This window comes from Exiguobacterium sp. s63 (assembly GCF_018617335.1).
Taxonomy (GTDB): Bacteria; Bacillota; Bacilli; order Exiguobacteriales; family Exiguobacteriaceae; genus Exiguobacterium.
This window is the reverse complement of the sequence record NZ_JACSKB010000002.1, coordinates 290,610-304,061: the sequence shown is the minus strand read 5'-3', so window position 1 is coordinate 304,061 and position 13,452 is coordinate 290,610. Positions and strand designations below refer to the sequence as shown.

10 protein-coding genes and 1 pseudogene are annotated in these 13,452 nt (G+C 50.8%); 1 reads left to right on the top strand and 10 read right to left on the bottom strand.

The features are described from left to right. Positions 1–30 precede the first annotated feature (30 nt). A pseudogene (gene secD / locus KNO90_RS14845) lies at positions 31–2,248 on the bottom strand (protein translocase subunit SecD). A 212-nt stretch (positions 2,249–2,460) separates the two neighbouring features. Here secD and zupT point away from each other — a divergent pair. Continuing rightward, positions 2,461–3,321: a zinc transporter ZupT gene (zupT, locus tag KNO90_RS08350; RefSeq protein ID WP_215113440.1), complete on the top strand. Its 861-nt coding sequence runs from the start codon at positions 2,461–2,463 to the stop codon at positions 3,319–3,321. A 35-nt stretch (positions 3,322–3,356) separates the two neighbouring features. On the opposite strand, the gene KNO90_RS08345 is transcribed toward zupT, so the two are convergent. The 9 genes from KNO90_RS08345 to KNO90_RS08305 form a co-directional block, all read right to left on the bottom strand. Further along, entirely contained in the window at positions 3,357–5,039 is a 1,683-nt protein-coding gene (locus KNO90_RS08345; RefSeq protein WP_251127409.1) for a methyl-accepting chemotaxis protein, read from the bottom strand. 269 nt (positions 5,040–5,308) lie between these two features. Beyond that, positions 5,309–5,587, bottom strand: coding sequence for a preprotein translocase subunit YajC (gene yajC / locus KNO90_RS08340; RefSeq protein ID WP_214739736.1), 279 nt, complete (start codon positions 5,585–5,587; stop codon positions 5,309–5,311). An 84-nt stretch (positions 5,588–5,671) separates the two neighbouring features. Then, entirely contained in the window at positions 5,672–6,817 is a 1,146-nt protein-coding gene (gene tgt, locus KNO90_RS08335) for a tRNA guanosine(34) transglycosylase Tgt (protein ID WP_214739734.1), read from the bottom strand. Beyond that, positions 6,814–7,872 (bottom strand): tRNA preQ1(34) S-adenosylmethionine ribosyltransferase-isomerase QueA, encoded by a 1,059-nt coding sequence (queA, locus tag KNO90_RS08330; RefSeq protein WP_214779104.1) that lies wholly within the window; start codon positions 7,870–7,872, stop codon positions 6,814–6,816. Before queA ends, tgt begins: the two co-directional genes overlap by 4 nt. A 3-nt stretch (positions 7,873–7,875) precedes the next feature. Then, complete coding sequence (ruvB, locus tag KNO90_RS08325) at positions 7,876–8,877, bottom strand: Holliday junction branch migration DNA helicase RuvB (protein ID WP_214739730.1); 1,002 nt, start codon at positions 8,875–8,877, stop codon at positions 7,876–7,878. Positions 8,878–8,887: 10 nt separating this feature from the next. Then, on the bottom strand, positions 8,888–9,475 hold the full coding sequence (ruvA, locus tag KNO90_RS08320) for a Holliday junction branch migration protein RuvA (protein WP_015881166.1): 588 nt from the start codon (positions 9,473–9,475) through the stop codon (positions 8,888–8,890). Between the two features lie 671 nt (positions 9,476–10,146). Continuing rightward, positions 10,147–11,223, bottom strand: a complete 1,077-nt coding sequence (nadA, locus tag KNO90_RS08315; RefSeq protein ID WP_215113438.1) for a quinolinate synthase NadA — start codon at positions 11,221–11,223, stop codon at positions 10,147–10,149. Further along, entirely contained in the window at positions 11,186–12,055 is an 870-nt protein-coding gene (gene nadC / locus KNO90_RS08310) for a carboxylating nicotinate-nucleotide diphosphorylase (RefSeq protein ID WP_215113437.1), read from the bottom strand. Before nadC ends, nadA begins: the two co-directional genes overlap by 38 nt. Further along, the gene (locus KNO90_RS08305) at positions 12,009–13,442 is read right to left on the bottom strand and encodes an L-aspartate oxidase (protein WP_215113436.1); all 1,434 of its coding nucleotides are present in this window, start codon (positions 13,440–13,442) and stop codon (positions 12,009–12,011) included. Before KNO90_RS08305 ends, nadC begins: the two co-directional genes overlap by 47 nt. Between the last annotated feature and the right edge of the window lie 10 nt (positions 13,443–13,452).

Below are 13,452 nucleotides of genomic sequence, written 5' to 3'. Positions count from 1 at the left end.
AGGTCTCCCGTTTGAAGGGAGACCCACTCGTTACGCCTCTGTGACCGGCGTATCTTTTTTCTTGTTGATGGTCGTGCGTTTGATGAGGAGCCACAAGTACGATGCGATGAAGATCGAAGAGTACATCCCCATAAAGAGTCCCACGATGAGTGCAATCGAGAAGCTACGAATCGATTCGGCACCGAAGACGTACAAGGCGATGGCTGTCACGAGTACCGTGATGACGGTGTTGACCGACCGCACAATCGTCTCTTGAATCGATTTGTTGATAATCGACTCGTAGACGTCCATCGACTTGATTTTCCGTTCCTTTTCATACGACGTGATGTTCTCGCGGACCCGGTCGAACGTTACGATCGTATCGTTGACTGAGTAACCGATGATGGTCAAGACCGCGGCGATGAAGTACAAGTTGACCTCTATCCCAAAGAGCGAGAACGCGACAATCATGAAGAAGGCATCGTGGAGCATGGCAACCACGGTCGCGACCGCATAGGAGAATTGGAAACGGACCGTGATGTAGAGAATGATCCCGATTGAGGCGACGGCTACCGCATACAAAGCATTTTTCGCCAAGTCACGACCAACTTGAGCCGAGACGGTGCTGATATTCGGGTCGTTCCCGAACTGTTCGGTGAACGCCGTCTTGACGTTCGCAACTTCTTCTTGCCCTAGTTGACCGACGAACGTCACGTATGCTAAGCGACCTTCATCTGCATATTGGACGTTCGAGATTTCTTGATCGACCCCAGCGTCATTGAACGCTTTCGTGAACTCTTCTTGAGAGACACGTTCTTCGGTTTGAACCTCTACGCGTGTACCTGAAGCGAAGTCGATCCCGAGGTTCAATCCTCGGAAGAACAAGAGACCGATTCCGAGAACGACGATGGCCGTTGAAATCAAGAACATCGTACGCATATGTTTGACGTAATTCCATTCAGTAAGCTTAAAGTTCACGGATTTCACTCTCCTTCACACCAAACCATCCTTTACGTTTGTCGAACAGGCGACTTGAAACGAGGAGGTGCATCAAATAACGTGAGATGAATACGTTCGAAATGAACGTCATCCCGATTGAGATCATGAGCATGATGGCGAACCCTTTGACTGAGCTTTGTCCAAAATAGAACAAGACTGCAGCTGAAATGAGCGTCGTCAAGTTGGCATCAATGATCGTACTGAGCGAGCGACGGTTACCGGCACGGAACGCGGATAATACCGACTTTCCAGATCGTAACTCGTCCTTGATCCGTTCAGCGGTAATGATGTTCGCATCGACCGCCATACCGACCCCGAGAACAAGTGCCGCGATTCCCGGTAGTGTCAAGACCGCATTGATTCCATTGAAGAACAACATGATCAAGTTGATGTACAGAATGAGCGTGATGATCGATACGAGTCCTGGTAAACGGTAGAAGAACAACATGAAGAGGAATACAGCGATAATCCCAATTGTTGCGGCAAATACCGTTTCTTCAAGTGCATCTTGACCGAACTGTGCCGATACCGACGTCGAGTAAATCTCATCGAGTTTAACCGGGAGCGCCCCTGCGTTTAGGATATCCGCGAGACGTTGCCCGCTCTCCGCGTCGATTCCACCACCAGAAATGATCGCTTTATCAGATAAAATCGGTCCATTTACAGAAGCATCTGACACGATTTTCGAGTTTTCTTTTTGAATCTCTTCTTCGTAAGTGTCACCTTCTTCGTAATCGAGCCAGATGACGAGACGATTTTCAGGAGCTGGACGCTGTGAAATTTCAGACGTCACTTCCCCGAACTGATCGGCTGACTGAAGCGTCAACTCTACGACAGGTTGTCCTTGTTGGTTGTAACTGAGAGACGCGCCACGAGGAGCTAAGTCTTTCCCATCGAGCAGGACGTTGTCATTCACGTCACGGAACGTCAATTGTGCCGTAGACGAGATGACTTCGCGCGCTTCGTTTTGGTTCGACACGCCTGCAAGTTGCACGCGAATGCGATTGTTTTCTTCGATTCGAACGTCCGGTTCTGATACCCCAAGGACGTTGATTCGGTTGTTGATGGCGCGAACGGTTGCATTCATCGCCGACTCGTCGATGACGTCGCCGTCTTCGAGCGGTTGTACTTCATACAAAACTTCGAATCCACCTTTTAAGTCGAGTCCGAGGTTCGTGTTCTTGACGACCCAAGGTGTCGTGAACACAGCGAGCAGGATTGTCGCAATCATGATAATCGCGAAAATCGCAATATTGCCTTTTTTGTACATACGACTATTTCCTTTCTAAACCACTGTTCTTTATAAAAACTTCTCTCGTTAACATTACAAATTTTCTAAACATTTATCAATCATTTTCCTAAAATTGTAACGACCATTCGTGGATATCTAGACTTATTTTGCATGCAAGACTAAAAGTTGCGCTAGGGCAAAACCTGATGTATGATGTAGCTAACATTAAAAACTCAAAGGAGTCTAACGATATGGACAGCACGATTATGTATGCGTTTCTTCTTACCTTGTTCGCAGGACTCGCGACAGGGATCGGAAGCATGATCGCATTTTTCGCAAAACGAACGAATACAGCCTTTCTATCCATCTCACTCGGTTTTTCTGGTGGTGTCATGATTTACGTATCATTCATCGAGATTTTTCCGAAAGCACTCGATGAACTCGTCAGTGCGCATGGGGAATATACGGGAACGATTTATACCGTCTTCGCTTTCTTCGGTGGTATGTTCTTGATCGGCTTGATTGACAAGTTCATCCCGAAAATGGAGAACCCACATGAGGTCAAGTTCGTTGAATCGATGCAAAACGACCCGACCTCAAAAGAATTGGCGATGGCATCCACACATGAGGCGACAACGATCAGTCATCCCGAGACACAAAACCGCTTAAAGAAAATGGGGATCTTCATGGCACTCGCCATTGGCATTCACAACTTTCCAGAAGGACTCGCCACCTTTGTCTCGGCATTAGATGATCCGACTGTAGGTTTAGCGATTGCCATCGCCATCGCCCTTCACAATATTCCGGAAGGGATTGCCGTATCAGTTCCGATTTATTATGCGACCGGTTCACGCAAAAAAGCATTCAAGCTCTCATTATTATCAGGTCTCGCTGAGCCGGCAGGTGCCGCTATCGGATTTTTACTCCTTATGCCGTTCTTAAGTGACACGGTCTTCGGACTTTTGTTCGCGGCAGTCGGGGGAATCATGGTCTTCATCTCGCTTGACGAGTTGCTCCCTGCTGCTCGAGAGTATGGTCGTGCCCATCATTCGATGTATGGGATGGTCGCAGGTATGATCGTCATGGCGACAAGTTTGATTTTATTAATGTAACGAGCAATGCCCTGACGCACGCGTCAGGGCATTTATTATGTGGTCTTAAACACATGGACGACATCTTTTAATTCAGAGGACATGTGACTCATCGTTTCAGCAATTCCATTGATTTCTTGAATGGCCGCAAGCTGTTCTTCAACGTTCGCTCCCGCCTCTTCGACGCTACGCTGTGTCGAGACAGCATTCGTCGACATGTCTTCGACCGATACGGCAACTTCTGTCGTGTTGGCACTGACTTCTTCTGTTGCTGCCGCAATCTCACTCATCTGACGCGACGTCTCTTCAATGACCGATACAATCTCTCGGAACGCCTCGGCCACTTCTCCCATTTGCGATACTCCATTTTCAACATGGACGCTCGACTCTTCAAACGCTGACTCGACTTGCTTCGTATCACGCTGAATGTCACGTACGACGGTTTGGATTTGAATGGCTGACTGTTTGGACTCCTCGGCAAGTTTTCGCACTTCTGCCGCGACGACCGCAAACCCTTTTCCATGTTCACCTGCGCGCGCCGCCTCGATGGCTGCATTAAGGGCAAGCAGGTTCGTCTGTTCTGTGATGGCCGTGATCGAACGAGTGATTTTTTCAATCTCTAGTGATTGATTCGAGAGACGTGTCACCATTTGTTCTGTGAGTTCATTGGCACGACGAATTTCTTGCATGCGCTCCTCAGCCAATTGAATCGTTTCGAGTCCGCCGTTTGCCGCTTCAAGAGTGTGAATCGTCTGTTCATTCACACCTTGTGACGCTGCGGCGATTTGGTTCAATCCGACCACCGCTTGATTGACCCCAATTGTTCCTTCTTCCGCACGTTTCGACGATCCTTGTGCCGCCACATTCATCTCTTCAAATAGACGGGATACCCCTTGGGTCGTCGTCGCCACATGATCTGTACTCGCATAAAGTTCTTCCGAATACGCCGTCACTTTGTCCGACGCCTCTCCAACCCGACGAATCAAGCCGACCAGATTGCGTTTCATCTCGTTAAATGCCGTGACAAGGTCTCCGAGCTCGTCGTTTGAGGCGACCTCGATATCTTCGCCGGTCAAATCCCCTTCCGCCATAATGCGAGCTTGACGACCAAGACGATTAATTGGTTTCAAGAACAGGCGCTGCAAGGCAAGTAACGAAAGAATCCCAATCACGACACCACCAACGCTGATGATGAGCATCCAAAGGATTGAACTCTCCGCGTCTGCTTGCACCGCTTTCGTCTCGGAAGCAAGGAGCTCCCCTTTATATTCGACAAGGTCCGTCACGGTCATGCGCACGCGGTCCGTCGTCGGTGTCACACTCGTGTTGAGCACGGTTTTATATCCGATTTCGTCTTGCTGCTGTCGAAGTTCAATGGCACGATTCATCTCACGGTCTAATAGCTCATTGAATTTTTCCAAGTCGCCTAACCAAGATAAGATTTTATCGTCCGTTGACGAAGCTTTCAATTCCCCCATTAACTCGTCACGTTGTTCCTGTGTACTCTGTAAACTGATCAATGTCTTCGGATTAGCGACGAGCATATAATAGTTCAAATAACGTTCGGCATCTGTCACCGCAAGAGATAAATTTTCTGCAAGAAGCATCTCCTGCATTCCATCACTAAGAACTCGGTCATAAGCGGCAGTCGATTGTCTTAGTTGATAAGAGCCGAGTGCCCCAACCATAACAAGGGCAACGATCGTTGGAATCAGAGCAATCGACATACGTCGTCTCAAGGAAGATCGTCCTTTTTTCCTCTTCCCAGATCGTTTCCGTGTCCATCCTTTCCAATTTTTGAATGGGTTTAATCGTTTCACGTCCATTTTATTCGTTCTCCTTCATCTCGGATTTCATCTCACTTTGACATTAATGCAAACGTTTTCACGATTCAAATCGTTTTTTCGAAATAAGGGGGATGGATCATCAAATTGACATACTTTGTCAAAAATCAGACGTTTTTCATAAAAAAAAGCATCTGACCGTTTTGGTCAGATGCTTAACTGGCTTATTCCTCGAACGAGGCATTCGCTTTTTTCACGACTTCCGCAACCGCGCTACGGTTGAAGCGGAGAAGCGATTGATCGCATTTCAACACGACATGTGTGTCTTCGATTTGATGAACGACGCCGTGTAAACCACCGATTGTGACAACGCTGTCGCCACGCTCGAGGGCGTTTTGCATCGATTGAACTTCTTTTTGGCGTTTCGTCTGTGGACGAATCAAAAGGAAGTAAAATACGACGAAAATCAGGATCATTGGTAATAACGCAACGAGAGTATCCATGTGTAACATTCACCCTTTCATTCAATATCAGGTTCATTATACCGTGAAATTGAATAGATGTCACACAATGTCCTGTACGTTTTCTTAGAAATTCTTAGCGTTCGGCTTGTTGTAGCCGTATTCTTCGAAGAATTCTTCCTTGAAGTCGAGCAAACGGTCTTCGCGAATCGCTTGACGAACCTGTTCCATCAACTTCACGAGGAAATGAAGGTTGTGTGTCGTACATAAGTGAAGACCGAACATCTCATCCGCACGAATCAAGTGGTGGACGTACGCACGCGAGTAGTTCTTACACGTGTTACAGTCACACTTCTCATCGATTGGACCGAAGTCTGTCTTATATTTCGCTTGCTTGATCGTGACGCGACCTTTCGACGTCATGAGTGTCCCGTTTCGTGCGATGCGTGTCGGAAGAACGCAGTCGAACATATCGATTCCACGAATCGACCCTTCGATTAACGCATCCGGTGAGCCGACACCCATCAAATAACGCGGTTTGTTTTCCGGCATGAGTGGTGTCGTGAATTCGAGCGCACGATACATGACGTCTTTCGGTTCACCGACCGAGAGACCTCCGACCGCATATCCCGGGAAATCAAGCGACACGAGGTCAGCGGCGCTTTGACGACGAAGATCTTCATATTCTCCACCTTGGATGATCCCAAAGAGCGCTTGGTCTTCTGGACGTTCGTGTGCCTCGAGGCAACGTTCCGCCCAGCGGCTCGTACGCTCAACTGATTTCTTCATGTATTCATGCGTCGCCGGATAAGGCGGACACTCATCGAATGCCATCATGATGTCAGACCCGAGCGCGTTCTGAATCTCCATCGCCTTTTCCGGTGACAAGAACAATTTGTCGCCGTTCAAATGGTTACGGAAGTGAACGCCTTCCTCTTGGATGTTTCGGAGGTCAGCAAGTGAGAACACCTGGAAACCACCCGAGTCCGTGAGGATTGCCCCGTCCCAGTTCATGAACTTATGAAGGCCACCCGCTTGTTTGATGACCTCATGACCTGGACGAACCCAAAGATGATACGTGTTCGACAAGATAATATTCGCGCCCATCGCCTTGACCTGTTCCGGTGCCATCGTCTTGACGCTCGCTTGCGTCCCGACTGGCATGAAGACCGGGGTCTCGAACGACCCGTGCGGCGTATGGACGATTCCGTGCCGCGCTCCGGTCTGTTTACATGTGTGGATGTGTTCGTATGTGACTGCATGTTTTGTCATTTTGTTACTTCCTTCCTCGTGATGAGCATCGCGTCTCCAAAGCTGAAGAAGCGGTATCGTTCTGCGACCGCAGTCCGATAAGCATGTAAGATGATGTCGCGCGTCGCGAATGCCGAGACGAGCATGACGAGCGTTGATTTAGGCAAGTGGAAGTTCGTGATCAATCCATCGATCGCCTTCAACTCGACACCAGGGTAAATAAAGATGTCCGTCCAGCCCGATGACTCGACGAAGTCCCCATGGTCTCGCATGATTGTTTCGAGCGTCCGTGTCGATGTCGTCCCGACCGCAAAGATTCGACCGCCGTTCGCTCGAATCTCTCGAAGCGCAGCTGCCGAATCAGCCGACAACTCGAAATACTCACTGTGCATCGTATGTTCTTCAATCGAATCAGCTGTCACCGGACGGAACGTACCAAGCCCGACGTGAAGTGTGAGCGGAATCAATCGAACCCCTTTCGCCTTCGCCGCTTCAAGTAGTTCCTCGGTGAAATGAAGACCGGCTGTCGGAGCGGCCGCACTACCACGCTCACGAGCATAGACCGTCTGATAGCGGTCCTGGTCATCGAGTTGTTCGCGGATGTACGGTGGGAGCGGCATCGTTCCGAGTTCGTCTAAAATCTCATAGAAGATGCCGTCATAGTCAAACTTGAAGCGACGTCCTCCTTCCGGAAGTTCCTCGACGCATTCGGCGCGGAGAAGACCGTCCCCGAACTCGACGATGGAACCGACCCGAACTTTTTTCGCCGGTTTGACGAGCGCTTCCCATACGTCATCTTCCGTCTGTTTCAACAAGAGCAGTTCGACTTTCCCGCCTGTTTCTTGTTTCGCCCCAAAGAGACGTGCCGGTAAGACGCGTGAGTCGTTGACGACGAGCGCATCCCCTTCGTTCAAGTAATCGAGCACGTCACGGAAATGACGATGCTCGATGTCCCCTGTCTCACGATCCAATACGAGTAGGCGTGAGCTCGTCCGATCGAGCAATGGGACTTGGGCGATCAACTCTTCTGGTAACTCAAAATCATAATCGTTTACGTTTAATTGAATGTCTTGCATACCTTACTCCTCTTCCTCTTCATAACCAAAATGCGACTTGGCAAACTGTGTAATCATCCGTCCTCGCGGCGTACGCTGCAAGAATCCTTGTTGCAATAAATAGGGCTCATAGACATCCTCGATCGTCTGAGCATCCTCACCGATGGTTGCGGCAAGCGTCTCAAGCCCGACCGGTCCACCTCCGAACCGCTCCACCATGGCCCGAAGCAATCGATGATCGACTTCATCGAGTCCGAGTGCATCGACGTGTAGCCGGTCGAGCGCATCAGACGCGAGCACCGGATCGATTTCTTTCGTACCAGCCACTTGCGCGAAATCACGGACTCGTCGCAAGAGACGGTTCGCGATTCGCGGCGTCCCTCGTGAGCGTTTCGCAATCGCGCCACTCGCCTCAGGTGAGATCGAGAGACGGAACAGCTGGGCCGTCCGACTGACGATGGCCGCTAACTCATGTGCTTCGTAATATTCGAGTTTCAACGTGACGCCGAAACGGTCACGTAAAGGCGCCGAGAGCATCCCGGCCCGTGTCGTCGCCCCGACGAGCGTGAACGGTGGTAGGTCGATGCGGACGCTTCGTGCCATCTCCCCTTGCCCATAGACGATGTCGAGACAGTAATCTTCCATGGCCGGATAGAGAATTTCTTCAATCGTCCGGCTCAATCGATGGATCTCATCGATGAACAAGACATCCCCCGGCTCGAGGGTCGAGAGGATCGCAGCCAAATCGCCCGGTCGTTCAATCGCGGGCCCGGCGGTCGTCTTGATCCCGACGCCCATCTCGTTGGCGATGATTTGGGCGAGCGTCGTCTTCCCGAGTCCCGGTGGTCCATATAACAGGACGTGATCGAGCGTCTCGCTGCGAAGTTTGGCGGCCTGAATGAAGACGGACAAATTGCCTTTCGCCTTTTCTTGCCCGATGTATTGCTCGAAGCGTTGCGGACGTAAGCTCCACTCTTCAGAGTCTTCATATTGCTGATGAGATTGTGACAACAATCGTTCGTCCATAGCTTCCTCCTTATTTCAATAACAGCTGTAGCGCGCGTTTTATGTACGCGTCGGTCGTCAAGATTTCCCCGCTCAATGCTTTGCGGACTTTTGCAATCTCTCGTTCAGAGTAGCCGAGCGCGACGAGCGCCTCACACGCCTCGTCGAGTTCTGATGCACCTTGTGCGAACAATCCTTCGTTCGGCACGTAATCCGGTGCGAGCTCGGATAACTTCCCTTTCAAGTCGAGTGCCATCTGTTTGGCTGTCTTCTTCCCGACTCCCGGGAATTTCGTTAAATATTTCTCATTCTCGGTTTCAATCGCATCGATCAATGCGTCGATATCGCCGGACGCGACGATAGCAAGCGCACCCTTTGGACCGATGCCGCTTACGCTAAGGAGTTTATTAAACAGCTCACGCTCGCGTCGTGACCGGAAACCGTATAGCGTCTGTTGGTCTTCACGCACGTAATGATGCGTAAACACGATTACATGTTCGTCTTGTTCACGATAAAAAAACGGGTTAGGCACATGTACTTTGTAGCCGACGCCCGAGACATCTAACGTTATATATTCCGCACACACATAGGCGACGGGTCCTTTTACGAATTCAATCACGGTGTACTCTCCTTTTCGGTCGGAAAAACTGCATTTATTGTACCATAATGGGCGACACGAAAAAAGGACAGGCGTTTACCTGTCCTCAGCTTGTTGACAAATAACATGTTCGAACTCGTCCTTCCGGCTCCCACGCTTTCCGCAGGCAATCCCGGAGCCGCATCGCGACCTAGGTCGCTGCTGGGTCTCCGTCGGATTGCTTTCCTGTCGGAGTCGGGGCGCCGTCGGGCGAGCAACGCAAACGGTCGTCATCTGGCGGTCGTTTGTCTTCTTCCAAGGCCACGACGGACGAAGAAAAAGCTCGGTATTTACTTTGAATCGATGTTTTAGGGGAAAGGGAAGGTAAACGCCGAGATCATCCTCCTCGGGCCGCTGTTCAACATCCGTTCCGTTCGTCAGACCGTGATTGATGGATGGTGTCGACTTGTTGATCATCAGATCCGCCCCTGTGTGTTCTTCTCCCACCATTATATGGGATGAAGGACAAAAGGTGACCAAGAACGGGCAGGCGAGACTCCTGAGGGAATAGCAAGCAAAGGGAGACCCAGCAGTGACGCAGTCGCGATGCGGCTCCCTGCTTGCCCCTAGGAAAGCGAGCCGTGTCCGGATTGGGCATAAGACCTATACTTTGTCTACAGTCTGAGGACAGGCGTTTGCCTGTCCTGAAGCGATTATCGTGCGAGCATTCGTTCGAGCGCACGTTTCGAATATTCTGTCGTGTCCGCATCGACCCGAATCACATTCACAGGGTCCGTCTCGAGCGACTCGAGCGCCCAAAGTAGATGGGATAAGTCGATTCGGTTCATCGTGAGGCACGGACACATGAACGGGTTCAATGAAACGATATCGAGATGTGGGTACGTCGCCGCTAGACGGTTGACGAGGTTCATCTCCGTTCCGACCGCCCATTTCGTCCCCGGTGCGCTCCCGTCAATCTTGTCGATGATATATGACGTCGATCCCGCCTCGTCCGCTGCCTGGACGACGTCAAACGTACACTCCGGATGGACAATGATGCGACGATCCGGCTCACGCTCACGAAACGCCTGGATTTGCGAGACCGTAAACTTCTCATGGACAGAACAGTGTCCCTTCCACAAGATGACTTTTACTTGTTCGTCGTCCTCTGCGACCAATTCTTCACGGAGTGGATCCCAAACGGCCATCGCCTCGAGCGGAACGCCGAGATCGAACGCCGTGTTCCGCCCGAGGTGCTGGTCAGGAAGGAACAAAATACGCTCGCCTGTCTCAAGCGCCCACCGAACAATCTCATGGGCGTTCGACGATGTGACGGTCGCCCCGCCGTGACGCCCAACGAACGCTTTAATTGCCGCTGTTGAATTGACGTATGTAATCGGGATGATGTCCTCTCCAAATCGTTCCGTCAGTTCTTCCCAAGCAATCTCCGTTTGATCGATATCGGCCATATCTGCCATCGAACAACCGGCACGCATATCAGGTAAGACGACAACCTGGTCGTCTCGTGTCAGCATGTCTGCCGTCTCTGCCATGAAGTGAACGCCACAAAAGACGATGAATTCGGCTTCGCTCATCTGTTCTGCGAGTCGTGCGAGCTGGAGCGAATCTCCTGTCGCGTCCGCGAATTGAACGACCTCGTCTTTTTGATAGTGGTGAGCCGGCAAGAACAGGCGTTTCCCGAGCCGGTCTTTGACCGCCTGAATTCGCGTCTCCATCTCCTCTACAGAAAGATTAGCGTACGTTGATGGAAGTGTCCCGAGTAATTGCATCTTTCATTCCTCCTTGTAAATTCAAACTGCAATCGAATGCTCGTACCGAATGGGTCAATTGCCCGAGCGAGATGACATCGATGCGAATGCCTCGATAATTGTCAATCGTGTCGAGCGTGATGCCACCAGACACTTCAATTTTGATGTGCGTCGGTATATGCCGAACCCATTCTCGTAGTTCATCTGGCGTCCGATTATCAAGCATCACGATATCTGGATCGGCTTGAACCGCCTCCATCAGTTGTTCGAACGACTCGACCTCGACTTCAATCGGGGTCGTATGCCCGACACGACCACGCGCGACTTGAATCGCATTCGTTACGCCACCAAGTGCGACGATATGATTATCTTTGATCATGACGGCATCATCGAGTCTTAGACGATGATTGTATCCCCCTCCGACACGTACGGCATACTTCTCAATCATCCGCAGTCCCGGGGTCGTCTTACGCGTATCGGTCACGTGAATTGCGTCATCTCGTAGCGCCTCCACGCACTGACGCGTCATCGTCGCGATCCCACTCGCGTGTTGAATGACATTCAACAGCACACGCTCCGTCTCTAAAATCCTGCGCGTCTTTCCTCTCAAGACGACGAGTTCGTCTCCAGGGACAACTCCTCTCCCGTCTTCTTGGCAAGAGACCAATTCAAGCCGCTGCATGGTTGCCAGTTCTTCTACAATGGGCTTCCCACAGAAAATGCCCTGTTCTTTGGCGACGATTGTTGCGACCGACTCGTCTTGTCCATCAATCAGCTCGCTGGATACATCACCATATCCGATATCCTCAATCAAGAACTGTCGCAGCTGTTCGCGTAGATAAATCGTGTTCATCATACCTCTCCATTTCAAGGATGCTTTGCGCGATGAGTCGCGCCGCATCAATTTGTAAAGTTTGTTCACTTAATTGTCTTGTCACGTGTTTCGTCACGGTCAACGATTGGGTATTTTGTAAGAAACCTTTCAATTCATCAAGACTTGGTGAAATCGTCAACCATCTTCCGATTTGAGCACGTAACGCTTGAAAAGCCACAGGTGAGATGTCGTACACCAACATCTCCTTCGTCGCCGTGCCCGTCTGATTCAATCGCATCGCTCGCGCGACTCGTTTTCCAAACACCCAACATTCCAAAAGTGAGTTCGAGGCCAAACGATTCATTCCATGTATGCCCGCATCCGCCACTTCACCGACGGCATATAATCCGTCAACGTCTGTCCGTCCAATATCATCCACTTCGATGCCACCCATATGAAAATGGAGACCTGGACGTACCGGGATGCGGCGAAGATCAATCCCGAGCTTGTCACATGTCAACGCAAGCTTCGGAAACCGTTCACGAAGTCGTGTCACGTTTGTCGTATCGAGATAGACCGGTCCCGTTCGTTCCGTCAGAACCTTCGCCACGTCATCACGAGGCGCGAGACTCCCGAGCGGATGATCGGCCATCACGTGGTTTCCTTCGTCATCAACGAGCGTCGCCCCGGCGCCTCTAAGCGCCTCGGTCACAAGATGAGGCTCGTTGGTCGCCAGTAAAGTGGGATGAAATTGAATGCGCTGTAAGTGAGTCAGCTTGGCCCCACATCGATTTGCCAAAACGAGACCATCGCCAGTCACGGTACGCGCGTTCGAAGTCCAATCGATCAGTCCACCGATGCCACCTGTCGCCAATACGACACCCCCGGCCTCGATCTGAATGGGCACTTCATCACGAAATGCCATCGCACCGACGACTTTGCCGTCTCTCGTGATGAGATCGTGCACGAGCACTCGTTCCAACACGTTCACGTTATCGGGTAACGACTGACGCAATTGCCTCATGACATGACGTCCCGTCTCGTCGCCACCGACATGAAAGATTCGATTCAATCGATGCGCGCCTTCACGTCCGAGGGCATAGCCGCCCTCTTCGCGGTCAAAGCGGACACCGAATCGTTCCATTTCTTCAATCGCTTGACGACCTTCTTCGACGAGAATGTCGACGCGCTCAGCGCACGATGTTTTTTTAGAAGCGAGCATCGTGTCTTCTTTATGATTCGCACTCGATTTCTCAAGATACGCGCTCGCAATCCCCCCTTGTGCCAAATCGGAGTTGCCCTCTGTCATCTCGCCTTTTGAGACGAGGAGAACGGAGAATGATTTTTGTAGATGCAAGGCCGTCGCGACAGCGGCAAGTCCCGTACCGATAATCAAAATGTCAGTTTTCTCTATGTGTAAAGACACCTGTATATCA